Below are 18,462 nucleotides of genomic sequence, written 5' to 3' on the forward strand. Positions count from 1 at the left end.
TCGTCAGGAACCACCCGCCGGTGGTCGCCCGAACGGGCCGGATCAGGACGGTGGCTCGCCGACCACCGCGTGCAGCACGTCGTCCAGCGCGATCACCCCGAGCGGCCGGCGCCCGTCACTCACCAGCACGATGTGCCGGCGGTCGCGGCGCATGGTCAGCAGCAGGTCGGCAAGGTTGCGGTCCGGGGGCACCACCGCGAGCGGCCGGATGATCTCCGCCGGGATCGGCCGGGTGCGCTGCGGGCCGTCCTGATAGCCGAGGACGTCCTTCAGGTGCACGAAGCCGAGCACCCGCCGGGACTCCCCCTGCACCACCGGGAACCGCGACCGGCCGCTGCGCGTGGCGACCGCCTCGATGTCCGCCGGGGACGCGGCATCCGCCACGGTGGTGACCTGCGACCAGGGCTGCAGCAGGTCGGCGGCGCGACGTTCGTTGAGGCCCAGCGCGGCGTGGATCCGGTCGTACTGCTCGGTGCCGAGCAGGCCCTCGGCCCGGGCCTGGGTGACCATGCCGGCCAGCTCCTCGGCCGTGAACACCGTCTTGACCGCGTCGGTGGCTTCGACCTTCCACAACGACAGCACCATCCGCGAAGCCCAGCGCATCGCTGTCAGAATCGGTCGGGTGGCCGTACAGAAAGCAAGCATGAACGGCCCGAGGATCAACGCCGAGCGTTCCGGACCGGCCAGCGTGATGTTCTTCGGCACCATCTCGCCGACCACCGTGTGCAGGAAGACCACGACGATCAGGGCCAGCACGAAAGCGACCGGGTGCTGGGCATTCTCCGGCATGCCCACGGCCGCGAACGGACCTTCCAGCAGGTGCGCCAGCGCCGGTTCGGCGATCGCGCCCAGGCCCAGCGAGCAGATCGTGATGCCGAGCTGGGCCCCCGCGATCATCAACGGGATCTGATTCATCGCGGACAACGCCCATCGGGCCGGGCGGGACGTCTCGGCCAGCGGTTCCAACGCCGTGCGCCGCGACGCGATCAGCGCGAACTCACCACCCACGAAGAGCGCGTTGCCCAGCAGCAGCAGGGCGGTGATCAGCAGCTCAGACATCCGCGGACTCCACCGGCGGGGCGACGACCCGGACCTGCTCGATGCGGTGCCGGTCGACCTCCAGCACGGTGAACTCCCAGCCGTCGTCCTTGAGTTCCTCGCCCGGCTTGGGGATGTGGCCCAGGCGGGAGAGCAGGAAACCGGCGAGCGTCTCGTACGGCCCCTCGGGCAGCCGGAACCCGGTCTGCTCGACGAGTTCGTCCTCCCGCAGCAGCCCGTCGACCTGGAACGTGCGCGGACCGCTGCCCGCCGACGCGCTGGCGACCTCGTCGTACTCGTCGGCGATCTCCCCGACCAGCTCCTCGATCAGGTCCTCGACCGTGACCACCCCGTCGGTGCCGCCGTACTCGTCCACCACGATCGCCAGGTCGGCGTCGGCGGCCCGCAGCGCGGTGAGCACCTTGTCGAGGCCCAGGCTCTCCGGCACGAACACCGGCTCCCGGGCAACCGAGGACACCGGCGTCGTGGCGCGCAGATCGGGCGGCACCCCGATCGCGTCCTTGACCCCGACCACGCCGACGACCAGGTCGAGTGTCGCCTCGTACACGGGGAAGCGGGTGTGTCCGGTCTCGCGCGCGACCCGGATCAGGTCGGCGACCGTCGCGGTGGTCTTGAGCCCGACCACGTCGACCCGCGGCGTCATCGCCTTGGCCGCGCGTTTCTCCCCGAACCGGATCGTGCGGCGCAGCAGCGTCGCGGTCTCGGCCGGCAACGCGCCGGCCCGCGCGCTGATCGCGGCGAGCAGGCCCAGCTCCTCCGGCGAACGCGCGCTGGCCAGCTCCTCCTGCGGTTCGATGCCGAGGCGCCGCACCAGCCAGTTGGCCGAGCCGTTCAGCGCGCCGATCAGCCATTTGAACATCCGGGAGAACGTCCGCAGCGGGGAAGCGGTCGCCAGTGCGACCCGCATGGGCCGGGCCAGGGCCGCGTTCTTCGGTACGAGCTCCCCGAACAGCATCGACACGATGGTGGCCAGGACCAGGGCGAGCACCCGGGTGACGGTCTCGGTGTGCCGGCCGCCGAGCGGCTCGATCGCGGGGGTGAACAGCCGGGACAGCGCGGGTTCGGCGAGATATCCGGTGAGCAGTGCGGTCAACGTGATGCCCAGCTGGGTGCCGGAGAGCTGGAAGGACAGCTCGTGCAGCGCGTGCCGGACCGTACGGGCCCGCCGGTCGCCGCCCTGGGCCCGCTTCTCGATCTCCGCGCGATCCACGGTGACCAGCCCGAACTCGGCTGCCACGAAGAACGCGTTGCCCGCGGTGAGCAGCGCGAACGCGCCCAACGGGAGCACCGTGGTCAGGAACAGGCCGTCCATGATCGGTTCACCTCGGCCCTTATTCTGCCGGAAGTGCCGGTCGTTCGCGTGGTCCCGGTCGATCGATGACCGTCAGAGAAGCGACAGCACACGCACAGTGAGATCAGGCGTCGGCGAACGCGGCCCGCCGGCGCGACTCGACCTCGGCGGCCAGCCCCGGCGAGCGCTCCAGCGCCTCCGGCAGACCGCACGACGCCAGCCAGTTCGCCAGCATCGTGTGGCCACCCTCGGTCAGCACCGACTCGGGGTGGAACTGGACGCCCTCGATCGGCAGCGTACGGTGCCGCATCGCCATGACCACGCCCGAATCGGTCCACCCGGTCGCCTCGATCTCGTCCGGCAACGTGTCGGGGACCACGGCCAGCGAGTGGTACCGGGTCGCGGTGAACGGATCCGGCAGACCCGCGAGCACCCCGGCACCGTTGTGCCGCACGGTCGACGTCTTGCCGTGCAGCAGCTCGGGGGCGCGGGTCACGGTGGCGCCGAAAGCCGCCCCGATCGCCTGATGGCCGAGGCAGACACCGAACATCGGCACCTTTCCCGCGTACGCCTTGATGACGTCCATCGTGATGCCGGCCCGCTCCGGCGTACCCGGCCCCGGCGACAGCAGGATCCCGGCGGCACCGAACCCGGCGACGTCCGCGACCGAGATCTCGTCGTTGCGCCGCACCTCGCACTCGGCGCCGAGCTGGCCGAGATACTGCACCAGGTTGAAGACGAACGAGTCGTAGTTGTCGATCACCAGAACGCGCACGCCGGTCACACCTAACTCGCCGAGGGGTGGGGGTCGTTCGACTCCGTGTCGTACGGGATCTCGTCCGGTCCCAGAATCGAGTCGTCACCACCGGGCACGGCGTTCGGGTCCTGTTCCGCGGCCCCGCCCTCCTGCCCGGTGCCGACCTGCACGTCATCGAACGGGAGCAGCGGCGTCGCCCACGGGAAAACCACATACCAGAGCAACGCGCCGACCGTGGTGAGCAGCACGAGGGAACCGGTCAGCTTGCCCCACAGTCCGAAGGGCAGCTTGCGCCAGAGCCATCCGTACACGAGTCTCCCTACGCCTTTCCGAAGTCGGACGGCTTGCCGTCGTTCGGCAGCGACTTGTCCCGCTTGACGGAGTCCACCAGCTCGGCGTGCACGATCAGCCGCTGGTAGTTGTTGAACTTCGGATTACACGTGGTCAGCGTCAGCATCGCCTCGGTGGCCTTCTTGCCCGGCTTGTTCGGCACGGGCGCGACCACCTGGACCGCGGTCGGCTTGACGACCTCGCTCGCACTGACCTTGTACGTGAACCACTCGCCCCGCGTCTCGACCCCGATCACGTCACCGGGCTTCAACTCGTCGAGCCGCCAGAAGATCTTCCGGATCCGGTGCCCGGCAACCGAGAAGTTGCCGACCTCCCCGGGCATGGCGGTCTCCGGGTAGTGCCCCGGCGAGTACCGGATGTCCTGCGGTCGCACACCGTTCGTGACAACCCAGTCCATGCCAAGCTTCGGGATGTAGAGACGCCCGACCAGGTCCTTGCCCGGGGCGGCCCGGGCCGCCTTCGTAGGCCCGGAGACGCTGGGCGCGACGGTAGGGTCGTTCCACTGCTCATCGAGCTGCTGGGCCAGAGAATCCTGCTCACTCTGCACCTTCGCCGAGTTGCCGAAGACCTCGTAGCCCGCGAACAACAGCACGATCAACCCGAAGGTGATCATCACTTCGCCGAAGCCCCGCACCCCGGTCCGCACCTTTGACCCGAGGGTCGGGCGGGTCAGCTCGGAATACACGCTCTTGTAACCCTCACCGGTCTGCTCAGGCCGAAGCCGGACAACCTTCTCCCCGCGCTTCGCGGCGACCTCCTCGACAGGCTCATCATCCGGAAGATTTGCCGACGCTTCGGCCACCGAGGCCGCGCCGACGGCATCACTCTTGTCTTTACCGCCAGGCAAGGGGGTACGCACAGGCCGTTTCGCCTCCTGCTTCTTCGACGGTACGGCCGGCAGCAGCCCCGTTGGAGCGTCGATGGTACGGATGATCGCGGTGGGAGAGGGGTCGCCATTCCGCAGACCGGGATCCAGATCCTCCGGCCCGCCACGACGCCCTTGCCAGTCCCCAGCCCCAACCGTTCCGGCCCCAACCGTTCCGGCCCCAACCGTTCCGGCCCCAGCCATGGTGCCGGTCGCTGAGCCGTTCCCGGTTGCCTGGTCGCCGGTCGGACGCTGCCGCTCACCCGCACCGCGGCCCCCGGTCTGCGCCCACGCCGCCGTAGCAGCGCCGGCATCAGCCCAGCCCCCGGTGTTGTCCACGCCCGCATCCCCGGCACCTGGACCGTCCTGCCACTCAGGCTCGACGGCCCGACGCCGCCCACCCCGATAAGAATCATCAACAACCGGCTCGAACCCACCAGCCGCAAACCCGCCGGTCCCAGCCCCGTTCCGCCCAATCCCGTTCTGGCCGGCCCCGTTCTGGCCAGCCCCGTTCTGGCCGGCCCCGTTCCGCCCACCGGGAGCAGCGTCCCGAAGCGCAGGAGCCGACCCGAACCCATTCGAACCGGCACCATTCGCGCCGACACCGTTCGAAGTGGTCAGACCATTGGCCGACGCCGCCCCCTGGGAGGCCGCACCATTACGAGCGCCGTTCGAAGGCGAAACCGCCATCCCCTGCGTGGCCAAGCTCTGGGTAGCAAAACCCTGCGTCGCGAAGCCCTGTGGAAGCGGCCCCTGCGACCCGACGCTCTGCGGACCGACCCCGTGCGGACCGACCCCGTGCGGACCGACCCCGTGCGGACCAACGCCCTGCGAACCGGTCCCCCGCGAGGCAAAGCCCTGTGGAAGAGGTCCTTGTGAGGCCATATCCGCGGAAACCCCAGCTTGCGGCACCGCACCCGGAGTCATCGCCCCCGGGAACGCGGCACCTTGCGCAGCCGCACTCCGAGCGTGGCCATCCTGCGCACCGGGTGAGGAAGCCAACCCGTTCGAAGAATCCATCCGGCCCGAAGCAGCCATACCGTTCCCAGGCGCGCCGAACCCGCCGTTCCCGGGCGCACCCATCCGCGGCACGCCAGCTCCAGTCACACCGGCTCCCGGCACCCCCGTCCCGGGCACGCCAGCTCCAGCCAGGCCGGCTCCCGGCACCCCCGATCCGGGCACGCCAGGTCCAGGCAGGCCGGCTCCCGGCACCCCCGATCCGGGCACGCCAGGTCCAGCCAGGCCGGCTCCCGGCACCCCCGTCCCGGGCACGCCAGGTCCAGCCAGGCCGGCTGCTTGCGCGCCGGCTCCGGCAAAGCCGGTCCCGGGCCCATCACCGATGGCCGCGCCGCTTCTGGTCGAACCGTTCCCGGCCGCCGACCCAGCAGGCGTCGCACCCGCACCCGCGGCAGCGCCGGCACCTGCGGTTGCGGCCGCGGCAGCGGCGGCCGCTTCCTCGGCATTGAAGAAGCTGAAATCGCCCGCATGCGGGGTGCCCGCGCGCACAGTCGGCCCCGCCGATCGGGCCCGCGCAGCCGCGGCGGCCCGGGCTACGACGGGATCCACCCCACCCGATGTATCCGGATGACCGCCGACATCACCAGAAACACCTGAAAAGTCGGATTTCGGACTTAGCGAAGAAGATCCCACTTCGGATCCCGCAAACGCCCCCACCCCGCCGGCCGCCGAGGACCCAGCACCCGAGGAACCGGCACCCGAGAAACCGACCCCGGCCGAGGAACCAGGCCCAGCCGACAAGCCAGCCCCAGCCGAAGAACCAGCTCCAGCCACGGGCCCGGAAGCGCCAAGCACGCCGGGACCCCCGGGAACAGAGCCACCAGGGGCACTAGGAACGCCGGGACCACCAGAAACGCCGGAAGCACCGGAAGTAGCGGAAGTAGCGGCAACGGACGGCGCAGCCGGAGAGTCAGCGGCGACCGAGGGCCAGCCGATACTTCCCTCGGGCGGCTCGATCGGCCCGCCGGGCACCCCGTCCGCCGTGGCGTCGGTGATGCGGGGGATGAAAGCCGTCTGCGCGTCGCCGTCGGGCGCGCGGTGGCGCCCGGAATTCGCTGCCGATGCCATTACTCGGTGACCTCGGCGGATCGGAGGTCACTCGACCCGTCGTACGCCCGCACAGTCACGTTCCTCTCGACGGTTTCCGTGTAGCCGAGGCCGAAATCGGCGACCGCGTCCCGGAATTGTTGAACTCCTTCTGAGGAGTCCAACGCCCGTCGCATCGCCGTGGGTTCGCCGATCGCCGTGATCCTGAATGGTGGCGAGAAGACCTGGCCGTGTAGCAGCAGCGTGTTGCCGACACAGCGTACCGCGCTCGTGGAGATGACGCGGACATCCATGATCGACATTGCCTCCGCCCCGCCGGCCCAGAGTGCGTTCACCACAGCCTGGACGTCGCCCTGGTGAACGACCAGGTCGTCGTTCTGCGGGCCGTCCGTGCCGGTGTCCGTGGGGCGCCGGGAGGAGTCGTTGAGGCTGACCGACACACCGGGGCCGCGGAGACCGGTGAAGCCGGACTGTTCGCGCATGGCGTCGGCGCGTTGCCGGGCTTCCTTGACCGGTCCGTCGACCTCCGCGTACCGCTCGCTCTCCGCGTCGACCTCGGTTCGCAGTGCGACGGCCTGCCGGTCGCGTTCGTCGAGGCGTTCGCGCTTGTCGGTGATGAGCTGGGCGAGCTGGGGCCGGCGATCGTCGCGCAGGGCGGTACCGTCGGCCGTGGTGGCCGAGGTGGTGAACAGCAGTCCGGCCGCGAGTGCGATCAGGGGCACGCCCACCGACCACCACCCGCCTTGCCGTTGCCCGAGGCGCCGCGGCCGAAGGCCACGAAGGGCTCGGCGCATGACAAGTCGCCACGAGGGCGTCCCCGTGGTGTACTCCACGTCGGTCTTCCTCCCCGAGCTCGTCCTGGACAACGCTGACCCCAGCGCTGACCCCCCGCTGACCACGAAAGAACACGAAAAGCCACCGGCGGGTGCCTGTACGCGTGCCGCCTTGACTACGCTAGCTATCGAACAGTATTCGCCACGGGCAGCTTCCGGTGTCCCCGGAGCCGCTCATGGGTGGGTTGTTCACCACTTGTTGCCCTCAGGAGACTGCCGTGCCGAAGTCACAGGTTCGCAAGAAGAAGGTCTACACGCCGCCGACGGAGATCCGTCCGGCGTCTGCGGCCGCGTCCAACAAGCCGAGTCCGGTCTGGCTGCCGATGACGGCTGTCTTCTTGATCGTCTTCGGCATCGCGTGGCTGGTGGTGTATTACCTCTCCGAGCAGCAGTACCCGGTCGCCGCCTGGCAGTACTGGAACCTGCTCGTCGGATTCGGCTGCATGGTCGCCTCGCTGGGCATCCTGTCCCGCTGGCGCTGACCGGCCGCAAGCTGACCAGCCGCATACCGTTCGCGCACCCCCGGCCGCATCCCGGCCCGCGGGGTGCGCTTTCGTGACTGCGGCGCGCGAATGACGTACCCACGGGTAACATAGGTCGGCATCCGACCGAGGAGGCACAACGCAGATGGGCGTCGCGCAGATCATCGCCACCGTCCTGGCCGGCGCCGTCACCGTGGTGGCCGTCGTACTCGCGGTGCGCGCCGTCATGACGATGACGAGCGTGATCCGTCAGGGCCAGCCTGATCCGTCCCGTTTCGAGGACAAGGGCACCCGGACGAAGACCATGCTGGTCGAGACGCTGGGCCACACCCGGATGCTCAAGTGGGGTGCCATCGGCGCCGCGCACTGGTTCGTGATGGTCTCCTTCATGATCCTGTTCCTGCTGGTGGTGGAGGCCTACTTCGAGGTCGTCGACCCCGACGGCGGGCTCCCGATCATCGGCCACTGGATCATCTACGGCGCCGGCACCGAGCTCATCGGCGTGCTGGGCCTGATCGGCATCCTCTACCTGATCTACGTGCGGCAACGCGCGAAGCGGGCGAAGCTGAGCCGGTTCACCGGATCCACCATGTGGCAGGCGTACTTCGTCGAGGCGATCATCGTCGGCGTGCTGCTCTGCGGCTTCCTGATCCGGGGCTTCAAGGTCGCCAACGACACGTTCGAGTACCCCTCGTGGGCCACCCCGGTCAGCCACGGCGTCGGCGCGCTGCTGCCCGCCGCCGCGAACGGCCCGACCTGGGTCGCCCTGGTCAAGATCTTCATCTCCATGGGCTGGCTGATCACCATCGCGCTGAACGTGACGATGGGCGTGGCCTGGCACCGTTTCCTGGCGTTCTTCAACATCTTCTTCAAGCGCGCCCCGGAGAAGCCGGCCGGCTCCGGCCTGGGTGCGCTGCGCCCGATGATGAGCCAGGGCAAGCCGCTCGACTTCGAGGAGGCCGACCCGGAGAAGGACCAGTTCGGTGTCGCCCAGGTCGAGCAGTTCACCTGGAAGGGTTTGCTGGACTTCTCCACGTGCACCGAGTGCGGCCGCTGCCAGTCGCAGTGTCCGGCCTGGAACACCGCGAAGCCCCTGTCGCCCAAACTGCTGATCACCAGCCTGCGCGACAACGCGTACGCGAAGGCGCCTTATCTCCTGGGCGGCGGCGGCAAGGACCTGACGGGTGAGGAGAAGGCCACCGAGGCCCAGCTCGCCCACATGGACGTGCTGGCGCTGGCCGAGGGCAACCGGCCGTTGATCGGCGGTGCCGAGGAGATGGGCATCATCGACCCGGACGTGCTCTGGTCGTGCACCACCTGCGGCGCGTGCGTCGAGCAGTGCCCGGTCGACATCGAGCACATCGACCACATCGTCGACATGCGTCGTTACCAGGTGCTGATCGAGTCGAACTTCCCGGCCGAGGCCGGCGTCATGCTGCGCAACCTGGAGAACAAGGGCAACCCGTGGGGCGCCCCGCAGAACACCCGCGAGGACTGGACCAAGGGTCTCGACTTCGAGATCAAGCGGGTCGGCGAGGAAGACTTCGACTATCTGTTCTGGGTCGGCTGCGCCGGCGCGTTCGAGGACCGCGCCAAGAAGACCACCCGCGCGGTCGCCACCCTGCTGCACGAGGCCGGCGTCGACTTCGCCATCCTCGGCGAGGGCGAGACCTGCACCGGCGACCCGGCCCGGCGGATCGGCAACGAGTTCGTCTTCCAGATGCTGGCCCAGCAGAACGTCGAGACGCTGCAGGAAGCGAACGTCAAGCGCATCGTCGCCACCTGCCCGCACTGCTTCAACACGCTCGGCAACGAATACGAGCAGCTCGGCCTGAAGGTCGAGGTCGTGCACCACACCCAGCTGCTCGCCCACCTGGTCGCCGAGGGCAAACTCACCCCGGTCCAGCCGGTCGACGGCGGTGTGACGTATCACGACCCCTGCTACCTGGGCCGCCACAACCGGGTCTTCGAAGCACCGCGTGAGGTCCTCGGTAGCGCCATCGAGGGCGGCCTCCAGGAGATGCCCCGCAACTCCGAGCGCTCCTTCTGCTGCGGCGCCGGCGGTGCCCGCATGTGGATGGAAGAAAAAATCGGCAAGCGCATCAACGTCGAGCGCACCGAGGAGGCCCTGGCGACCGGCGCCAAGACGATCGCGGTCGGTTGCCCCTTCTGCTACACCATGATCGGCGACGGCGTCACCGGCAAGGGCGAACAGGACAACGTCGAGGTCGTCGACGTCGCGACGGTCCTGCTCCGCAGCATCAAGGGCGACAAAGCCACCACATAGGTACGCGTTCCGGGGCGGGGCAACCGCAGACGACGGCAACCCCGCCTCCGGCGGCTGGCGCGCGCGACCACCGGCCCGCCCCGGGCCATAGCGCGCGCCTCCGGCCGATGCGCCGGCGCAGCCGCTAGAAGCTCCGGAGCAGCGGAGCCAGCCGCCGCTCGTAGCCGTCACGGCGGAACCGGCCACCCCGGGCCAACGTCATCAGCCCGTGCAGGCCGGCCGGCGTGTCCGGGCCGACGAAGGTCAGACCGACGGCGGTTCGACGAGAAAGCCCGGCCGCTGAAAAGCGGCCGGGCTCAGTCGTAGCTGTCAGTTCGGTGGGACGGTCAGCCGATGATGTCGCCGACGCCGCCGCCGTCACCACCGTCGTCACCGCCACCGTCGCCACCCGGCGGGGTGGAGGTGCTCGGGTCGGCGCTCGGCGGGGCCGACGGTTCCTCGGTCGGCTCGGCGATGACCGTCAGCGTGATCTGCGTCGACTTGCTCTTGTTGCTCCCGGCGCTCGGGGTCTGCGCGACAACCGTGCCGGGCGTACCCTCCTGGTCGGACTCCTCGACGTCGATGTTGTTGAAGCCGCGGTTCTTCAGCACCGCCTTGGCCTCGGCCTCGGTGGAGCCCTTGACGTCGGGGATCTCGATCAGGTTGCCCAGCGAGACCGTCAGCGTGATGGTCGTGCCCGGCTCGACCGACTTGCCCTCGTCCTCGACCTTGAGCACCTGACCCTCCGGTGAGGGACTGCTGACCTTGTTGATGTCGGCCTTCAGGTCACGGGCCTCCAGGGCCGAGACCGCCGCGTCGACGGTGCCACCCTTGAGGCCGGTCGGCACCGAGACCTCGTCGGGGCTCCGGCAGAGCTGGATCGTGACGACCTGGTCGACCTTCGTCGCCACCGCCTCTTCCGGGCTCTGCTTCTCGACCGTGTCCTTGCAGTCCTTGGTCTCGATCGCGTCACCGACGATGACGCTGTTGAAACCGGCCAGCCGCAGCTTCGCCTGGGCGTCGGCCTCGGACAGCCCGGTGACCTTGGGCACGGCCGCCTCGGCGACCGGCGTGACCTTCTCGTCCTGGTTGGCGAGCACCAGGCCGATCGTGAGCGCCACGACCGCGAGCACCCCGAGAGCGGCCAACGTGGCCATCACCCACGAGGACGTCTTGCGCTGCGGCTGGAGCGGGCCACCTTGGGACGGGTACCCGGACTGGATCGGCCGGGTCATCGTGGTCTGGCCGCCCTGCATCGGGCCGCCGGTCATCGCCATGGTCTCGGCCTCGGTCATCACCGCGGGGGCCATGACCGGCCGGCCCGCGACCGCGCGCAGGGCATCGGCGCGCATCTCCTGCGCGCTCTGGTACCGGTTGAGCGGGTTCTTCGCGAGCGCCTTGAGCACGATCGCGTCGACCTCGGGCGGCACCTCACGGACGATGTCGCTGGGAGCCCGGGGCTGTTCGCGGACGTGCTGGTAGGCCACGCTGACCGGGCTGTCACCCACGAACGGCGGGTGGCCGATGAGCAGCTCGAACAGCACACAACCGGCCGCGTAGACGTCGGACCGGGCGTCGACGGACTCGCCGCGGGCCTGCTCCGGCGAGAGGTACTGGGCCGTACCGATCACCGCACTCGTCTGTGTCATCGTGGTCGCACCGCTGGCCAGGGCCCGGGCGATGCCGAAGTCCATGACCTTGACCTGCCCGTTCGGCGTGATCATCACGTTGCCGGGCTTGATGTCGCGGTGGATGATGCCGTGCCGGTGGCTGAACTCGAGCGCCGCGCAGATGTCCGCGGTGATCTCGAGGGCCCGGCGCGTCTGGAGCCGCTGCTCGGCCGTCAGCACCTCTTTGAGGGTCTGGCCGGCGACGAACTCCATGACGATGAACGGCTGCTTCTCACCGGCCGGGGAGATCTCCTCACCGGTGTCGTAAACAGCGACGATGGCGGGGTGGTTGAGGGCGGCGGAGTTCTGTGCCTCCCGGCGGAACCGTTCCTGGAACGTGGCGTCCCGGGCCAGGTCGGAGCGCAGCATCTTGATCGCCACATCCCGGCCGAGCCGCAGGTCACGGCCCTTGTGTACCTCGGCCATGCCACCGTAGCCCAGCAGTTCGCCGACCTGGTACCTGCCACCGAGCAGGCGGGCCTGCGCCGTCATAGCGTCTGTCGTCCTTCGGTCGCGGGGATGAGACTGTGCGGGATGCCAGCCTGCTTCTGAAGACGGTACGACGCTGCCGCCACGGGTTGATCAGCCGCGCCCAAGGCTGTGCCGCCGTTTCCTTCGTTGACGAGGAACGAGATCACACCGGCACAGAGCAGCACAAGCAGAGCCAGCACCACGGCCAGCACGATCAGCACCTGTCGGCTGCCCGAGCCCTCCGCGGTGTTGCCCGGGGACATCGGGTGGGACATCGGTGGGGCGGACGGGTGCCCGTACGGCTGCTGCAACGGCGGCACCGAGGCGGCCCCGCGGGCGCCCTGGGGTCCGGAGACCGGCCGGTTCATCTGCGGGTACGGGGTGTGCCCGGCCCCCGATCCCGGCTGCCCGGGCGGTCCGGAGCTGGGCGCACCGGAGTACGGTGAGCCCGAGCGGGGAGCACTGCTGTAGGCCGTTCCCGAGTTGGGGGCAGCTGAGTACGGCCGGTTGGCGCCTGCCGGACCACCGGACTGCGGGCGGTTGACCCCGGCCGAGCCATTGGCATGCGGGCGCGACATCTGACCGGCCGGCTGGTGCACCTGGGTGGTCAGCGACGACGCGGCCTGGCGAGCCACCGCGGCCATCGCCGAGGCGGTCGCCCAGCGGGCTCCGGGGTCCTTCGACATGGCCCGGTCGACGATCGCCCGCACCGACGGCGGGATGTCCGCGGGCAGCGGGCGCGGGTGTTCGCGGACGTGCTTCATCGCGATCTCGATCGGTGTCGCACCGTCGAACGGCCGATGACCGGAGAGGCACTGGTAGGCGACGACGCCCAGCGCGTACACGTCGGAGGCGGCCGTGGCGACGGCGCCGGACGCCTGCTCCGGAGAGATGTAGGAGGCGGTGCCGAGCACGGATCCGGCGACGGTGAGCTGACCCACGAGGGCCGAGCGGGCGATGCCGAAGTCGGTGAGCACGAGCGTGCCGTTGGGACGTACGAGCAGGTTGCCGGGTTTGACGTCGCGATGCACGATGCCGTTCGCGTGTGCGGCCTGCAACGCGTCCGCGGCCTGCGCGACCAGCGCCATGGTCCGGGCCGGCGTCAGCCGCCCGACCCGGCTGAGGGTCCGCGACAAGGCGTCACCCTCCACATACTCCATGACGAGGAACGCGAGCTGCTGGTCACTGCCGTAGTCGTAGACATCGACCACACCGGGGTGGTTGATGGTGGCCATGGTCCGGGCCTCGCCGCGGAAGCGCTCAGCGAAGCCGGGCTCGTCCAGCAGCGCGGGAAGCAGGATCTTCACGGCGACCGTGCGACCGAGCACCTCGTCGGTGCCACGCCACACGTCACCCATGCCGCCGCCGGCGATCCGCTCGTCCAGACGATAGCGGCCACCGAGGGTCACCCCAGGGCTGATCATGTCAGTCCCCTCCCCCACCGGCCGCGGCCTTCATGATCTTCCCGGCGATCCGGGCGGCCTCGGCGCTCGCGTGGCCACCGGGCACGTTCTCCAGCATGACGCAGACCGCGGAGACCGCTTCGCCCTTGTCGTTGAAGGCGAAGCCGATGAACCAGCCGTGGTTGTCGGCCCCCTCGGCGTTCTGCGCCGTTCCCGTCTTGCCACCGACGTCGTAACCACTGATCTTGGCCGACTTGCCGGTGCCGTTCTCGACGACGCTGACCATCATCTCCTTGAGATCATTGGCCACGTCGCCGTTGACCGGGGTCCGCAGGACCTCCGGGTTCGCATTGTAGATCGGCCGGCGGTCCGGGCTGAGCTGCTGCTGCACGAGGTACGGCTTCATCTGCTTGCCGCCGTTGGCCACCGTCGCGGCGATCATGGCGCCCTCGACCGTGGTCATCCGGACGTCCTTCTGGCCGATCGACGACTGGGCCAGCGCGGCCTGGTCGATGCTGCCGTCCGGGTTCAGGATCTCGCCGGTACGGCTGGCGGCGACGCTCAGGCCATCGCCCTTCAGGTTGCCGATCGTGAGGTCCTCCTGCTCGAAGCCCCAGTCCTTGGCTTCCTGCTTGACCTTCTCGCCACCGAGCTCCACGCCGAGCTGGGCGTAGCCGGTGTTGCAGCTGTCGGTCAGTGCCTCCTTCAGGGAGACCTTGCGCCCGGGGCACGTCTGGTCCTCGGCGTTGCGGATCGGCGCGCCCGAACCCGGGGCGATGTATTCCTCACCTGCGGGGATCTCGGTGCTCTGGTCGTAGCCGTTCTTCAGCGCCGCCGCCGAGATGATCACCTTGAACGTCGAACCCGGCGGGTACGTCTCGGATACCGCGCGGTTCAGCAGCGGCTTGTCCTTGTCCGCGTCGAGCTCGCTGTACTCTGCTGACGCCGCGTCGGTGTCGTGGCTGGCCAGCGGGTTCGGGTCATAGGTGGGGAACGAGGCCATCGCCTGGATCGCGCCCGTGCGCGGGTCGATCGCGACGGCCGAGCCCTTCTTCGCCCCGCGTTCGTTGTTGATGAGCTGCTTGTAGGCCGTCTCCTGCGCCTTCGTCTTCAACGAGAGCACGATGTTGCCACCGCCGGCCTCGTCACCGGTGAACATGGCGCTCACCCGGTCGGCGAAGAGCTTGTCACTGGCACCGGAGAGGAATTCGTTCTCCGCCCGTTCGATGCCGGTCGCCGGCATCTGCACGCCTTTGTACCCCAGGACCGGCGCGTACGCCTCTTTCTCCGGGTACGTGCGGAGGAACTTGAAGGTGTCGTCGGTGGCCTTGCTCTCAGCCAGCGCTTGGCCGTCCGCCTCGATGACCCCGCGGGGGGTGCTGTACTCGGCGATCCGGACCCGGCCGTTGTGCTCGTCGGTCCGGTAGGCGTCCGCCTTGTAGGCCTGGATCCAGTTCAAGTTGGCGAACAGCAATCCGAACAGGACGAAAATGACCACGCCGGCCTTGCGGAGCGGTGCGTTCATGGCTTGATCACCTCCGTCATGGCGCCGTGCAGTTGAACGGGCGGTTGCTTGGTGCCGGGCTGTGCCCCGGAACCGCCGGCCGGCGGTTTGCGCGCGGCGTCGGAGATCCGTAGCAGCATCCCGATGAGCAGCCAGTTCGCCATCAGCGACGAGCCACCAGCCGAGAGGAACGGGGTGGTCTGACCGGTCAACGGGATCAACCCAGTGATACCACCCAGGATGACGAAGACCTGCAAACCCAAGGTGAACGCCAGGCCACCGGCGACCAGCTTGCCGAACGAGTCACGTACCAGGATCGCGGCACGCAGGCCCCGCTCGACGATCAGCAGATATGCCACCAGCAGCGCGGACAGACCGAACAGGCCGATCTCCTCGCCCATGCCGGAGAAGATGAAGTCGGTCTGCACCTCGGGCACCATCCGTGGCGATCCGGCACCCGGCCCGGTGCCGAACATGCCGCCCGTGCCGAGGCCGAGCAGACCCTGGACCAGCTGGTAGCCGTCGTTCAGGACGTACTCCGGCGCGAACGGGTCCAGCCAGATCGACGCCCGGTCGTAGAAGTTCGCGAACGGGCCGCCGATCGAGGCGCCCAGCAGATAAGCCACGTACACGCCGCCGAAGAACATCACCAGGCCGATGATCAACCAGCTGGCCCGTTCGGTGGCGACGTACAGCGTGACCACGAAGAGTCCGAAATAGAGCAGCGCGGTGCCGAGGTCTTTCTCGAAGACCAGGACCAGCAGCGACAGCATCCACACCGTGACGACCGGGCCGAGGTCCCGGCCGCGCGGGAAGTCGATGCCGAGGAAGCGCCGGCTGGCCAGCGACAGCACCTCACGTTTGCGGACCAGGTAGAACGCGAAGAACGAGACCAGCGCCAGCTTGGCGAACTCGCCCGGCTGGATGGAGAAACCACCCACCTTGATCCACAGCTTGGCGCCGTTGACCTCGGACAGCGACGCGGGCAGGACCGCCGGGATCATCACCAGGACGATACCGACCAGGCCCAGCGTGTACGCGTATCGCGAGACCGACTTGTGGTCACGCACGATCAGCAGCAGGATCGCGGCGAGGATCAGCGCAGCCAGGGTCCAGGCGAGCTGACGGCCGCCGATGCCGGAGAAGATCCCGGGCACCGGCTGCTTGAGCTTCAGGGCGTCGGAGATGTCGAGCCGGCGCAGGAAACCCACCCCGAGGCCGTTGATCAGGGCCACCGCGGGGATCAACACCGGATCGGCGTGCGCCGCGGTGAACCGGACGACCAGGTGCAGCCCGAGGAACAGGATGCTGAGCAACACGGCCGGCACCCAGAACGTCGGGGTGATCTTGTCCAGCAGGTTCGTCTCCACGATGGCGCCGTAGAGCGCCACGATGACCATGGCGAGGGCGAGCAGCCCCAGCTCCGCGTTGCGCCCGTTCCTGCCGTGGACGCGCGGCATCTCACCCGTGGACGCGGGTGTGGGAGCCGGTATGGCGGGCGCGGTCAAGAAGGAGTCCCCAGACTTCGGTCGGGCGCGGCGCTCAGTCGACGGGCCGGCACCCGACCGGGTCGTTGGTGACCGGCGGGGTCGGATCCGAGGGCTGGGCGTCCGGCTTGGTGGTGGGCTCGCTGGCGGGCACCGAGGAAGCCCTGGCACCGGCCGAGGCCTTCCCCGTCGACGGCGCGACGGAAGGGTTCACCGACGGCGCGACCGAGGCAGCCGGGCTGCTCGGCTCACAAACGGGCTTCAGATTGGGATTGGACGCGTCCTCGCTGGTCAGCTCGAGCAGACGCCGCTGGGCGTCGGTCTCGCTGTCCGCGTGGATGCCCTGCTTGACCCGGTCCTGGGCGACCGTGGTCAGGTCGTCGAGGCGGGCCGTGCTGATCTCGTGGGTGCTGGAGAGGTCCAGGCCGGCGATCTGCCCGGGCACGCCCTGGAAGATCGCGAGCTGACCCTGCTCGGTCGCGCCCACATAGAACTGGTCCTGTGTGTACCGCCAGCCCACCCACAGACCGCCGCCGAGGACACCGAGCAACAGCAGGACCAGCAGACTGGTACGGACCGGGTGCCGCTTGGGCTGGTCCGGTTCGTCCCGGTCGTACGGCGGGCCCTCGGGCTGAGCCGGGCGGGGCGCCTGCAGAGCCGCCGCGCGTGCGGCGGCGCTGGAGCTGTCGGCTACGGTCGAGTTGCCCCGGTCCCGGGCCGCCGCGCCACCCACGATGGGCGCCTGCTCGACGATGTCCGCGTCGGTCGCGTCCGCGACCACCACGGTGATGTTGTCCGGGCCGCCACCGCGCAGCGCGAGCTGCACGAGCCGCTCGACACAGGCCTGCGGGTCGGCGATGTCGCGCATGCTCTCGCCGATGGTCTCGGCACTGACCACACCGGACAAACCGTCGCTGCAGATCAGGTAGCGGTCGCCCTTGAGCACCTGCCGGACGGAATACTCCGGGTCGATGTCCCGGCCGTCCAGCGCCCGGGTGAGCAGCGAGCGTTGCGGATGGCTGCTCGCCTCCTCCGGACTGATCCGGCCCTCGTCGACCAGCATCTGGACGTACGTGTCGTCCTTGGTGATCTGGGCGAACTCGCCCTGACGAACCATGTAGGCACGCGAGTCACCGATGTGCACCATCCCGATCTTGCTGCCGGAGAAGAGCACGGCGGTCAGCGTCGTGCCCATCCCTTCCAGCGCGGGGTTGGCGTCGACGGTGTCGCGCAGCGTTTGATTGGCCTGGCCGACCGCATGCCGAAGGGCGTCCACCAGCGCATCGCCGGGAACGTCCTCGTCGAGCGGAGCCATAGCCGCGATGACGATGTTGCTGGCGACGTCACCGGCGGCCATGCCGCCCATGCCGTCGGCGACAGCAAGCAGCCGCGGTCCGGCGTAGACGGAATCCTGGTTGCCGTCTCGGATCAGACCGCGGTCACTCTGTGCGGCGTAGCGCAGGGTCAGGGTCATGGCCGTAACTCGAGAGAAGTGCGGCCGATCCGGATCGGCACGCCAAGGGGGACGGGAGTAGGTCCGGAGACCTTACCGCGATCGAGATAAGTTCCGTTCGTCGAGCCAAGATCCTCGACGAACCACTGGCCGTCCCGGGGCACGATGCGGGCATGCCGCGCCGACGCGAAATCGTCGGTGATGACGAGGGTGGAATCCTCGGCACGCCCTATCGTGATCTGAGCCTCACCAAGAGTAATTCTCGTGCCGGCCAACTGGCCGGCGGTAACGACCAGTTGCCGGGCCGCCTTGCCACGCTTCGGCGCCTTCGCCGGCCGGCCCGCGGGCATCATGCCGCCCACCCCGCGAGGGGTGGCGACGATGCTCTTGGACCGGACGCCGGCGAAGAGATCCTTCCGGATGACCCCGACCACCGTGAACACGAAGATCCACAGCAGGATGAGGAAACCGAAGCGAGCGACGGTGAGGACGAATTCGGGCAAGGT

The 18,462-nt window shown here is 69.2% G+C and carries 14 protein-coding genes; 2 read left to right on the plus strand and 12 right to left on the minus strand.

Annotated features, from left to right (window positions below; genetic code table 11):
• Nucleotides 1-42 precede the first annotated feature (42 nt).
• The 6 genes from ACIA6A_RS28145 to ACIA6A_RS28170 all read right to left on the minus strand — a co-directional run bounded on the left by ACIA6A_RS28145 (nt 43) and on the right by ACIA6A_RS28170 (nt 7,220).
• A complete protein-coding gene (locus tag ACIA6A_RS28145) occupies nt 43-1,059 on the minus strand; it encodes a hemolysin family protein (protein WP_396100890.1) in 1,017 nt (338 codons plus the stop codon).
• Nucleotides 1,052-2,371, minus strand: coding sequence for a hemolysin family protein (locus ACIA6A_RS28150; RefSeq protein WP_396100891.1), 1,320 nt, complete (start codon nt 2,369-2,371; stop codon nt 1,052-1,054). Before ACIA6A_RS28150 ends, ACIA6A_RS28145 begins: the two co-directional genes overlap by 8 nt.
• Nucleotides 2,372-2,474: 103 nt before the next feature.
• Nucleotides 2,475-3,125: an aminodeoxychorismate/anthranilate synthase component II gene (locus tag ACIA6A_RS28155; protein WP_396100893.1), complete on the minus strand. Its 651-nt coding sequence runs from the start codon at nt 3,123-3,125 to the stop codon at nt 2,475-2,477.
• Between the two features lie 11 nt (nt 3,126-3,136).
• The gene (locus tag ACIA6A_RS28160; protein ID WP_396100894.1) at nt 3,137-3,418 is read right to left on the minus strand and encodes a hypothetical protein; all 282 of its coding nucleotides are present in this window, start codon (nt 3,416-3,418) and stop codon (nt 3,137-3,139) included.
• Nucleotides 3,419-3,426: 8 nt separating this feature from the next.
• Nucleotides 3,427-4,662: a class E sortase gene (locus ACIA6A_RS28165; protein WP_396100896.1), complete on the minus strand. Its 1,236-nt coding sequence runs from the start codon at nt 4,660-4,662 to the stop codon at nt 3,427-3,429.
• Nucleotides 4,663-6,407: 1,745 nt separating this feature from the next.
• Nucleotides 6,408-7,220 (minus strand): DUF881 domain-containing protein, encoded by an 813-nt coding sequence (locus ACIA6A_RS28170; RefSeq protein ID WP_396100897.1) that lies wholly within the window; start codon nt 7,218-7,220, stop codon nt 6,408-6,410.
• 218 nt (nt 7,221-7,438) lie between these two features.
• Between ACIA6A_RS28170 and ACIA6A_RS28175 the strand changes: the two genes are divergently transcribed.
• Both ACIA6A_RS28175 and ACIA6A_RS28180 read left to right on the plus strand, forming a co-directional pair.
• Nucleotides 7,439-7,702, plus strand: a complete 264-nt coding sequence (locus tag ACIA6A_RS28175; protein WP_396100898.1) for a cell division protein CrgA — start codon at nt 7,439-7,441, stop codon at nt 7,700-7,702.
• A gap of 145 nt (nt 7,703-7,847) precedes the next feature.
• Entirely contained in the window at nt 7,848-9,989 is a 2,142-nt protein-coding gene (locus ACIA6A_RS28180; protein WP_396100899.1) for a (Fe-S)-binding protein, read from the plus strand.
• 326 nt (nt 9,990-10,315) lie between these two features.
• Here ACIA6A_RS28180 and pknB read toward each other — a convergent pair whose 3' ends face one another.
• The 6 genes from pknB to ACIA6A_RS28210 form a co-directional block, all read right to left on the minus strand.
• Nucleotides 10,316-12,130: a Stk1 family PASTA domain-containing Ser/Thr kinase gene (pknB, locus tag ACIA6A_RS28185; protein WP_396100900.1), complete on the minus strand. Its 1,815-nt coding sequence runs from the start codon at nt 12,128-12,130 to the stop codon at nt 10,316-10,318.
• Nucleotides 12,127-13,533, minus strand: a complete 1,407-nt coding sequence (locus ACIA6A_RS28190; RefSeq protein ID WP_396100901.1) for a protein kinase — start codon at nt 13,531-13,533, stop codon at nt 12,127-12,129. The genes pknB and ACIA6A_RS28190 overlap by 4 nt, the downstream gene beginning before the upstream one ends.
• A 1-nt stretch (nt 13,534) precedes the next feature.
• A complete protein-coding gene (locus ACIA6A_RS28195) occupies nt 13,535-15,037 on the minus strand; it encodes a peptidoglycan D,D-transpeptidase FtsI family protein (RefSeq protein WP_396100903.1) in 1,503 nt (500 codons plus the stop codon).
• On the minus strand, nt 15,034-16,476 hold the full coding sequence (locus ACIA6A_RS28200) for an FtsW/RodA/SpoVE family cell cycle protein (protein ID WP_396100904.1): 1,443 nt from the start codon (nt 16,474-16,476) through the stop codon (nt 15,034-15,036). Before ACIA6A_RS28200 ends, ACIA6A_RS28195 begins: the two co-directional genes overlap by 4 nt.
• 82 nt (nt 16,477-16,558) lie before the next feature.
• The gene (locus tag ACIA6A_RS28205; RefSeq protein WP_396100905.1) at nt 16,559-17,977 is read right to left on the minus strand and encodes a protein phosphatase 2C domain-containing protein; all 1,419 of its coding nucleotides are present in this window, start codon (nt 17,975-17,977) and stop codon (nt 16,559-16,561) included.
• A complete protein-coding gene (locus ACIA6A_RS28210) occupies nt 17,974-18,459 on the minus strand; it encodes an FHA domain-containing protein (RefSeq protein WP_396100906.1) in 486 nt (161 codons plus the stop codon). The genes ACIA6A_RS28205 and ACIA6A_RS28210 overlap by 4 nt, the downstream gene beginning before the upstream one ends.
• Between the last annotated feature and the right edge of the window lie 3 nt (nt 18,460-18,462).

This window comes from Actinoplanes sp. NPDC051494, assembly GCF_044454705.1.
GTDB lineage: Bacteria > Actinomycetota > Actinomycetes > Mycobacteriales > Micromonosporaceae > Actinoplanes.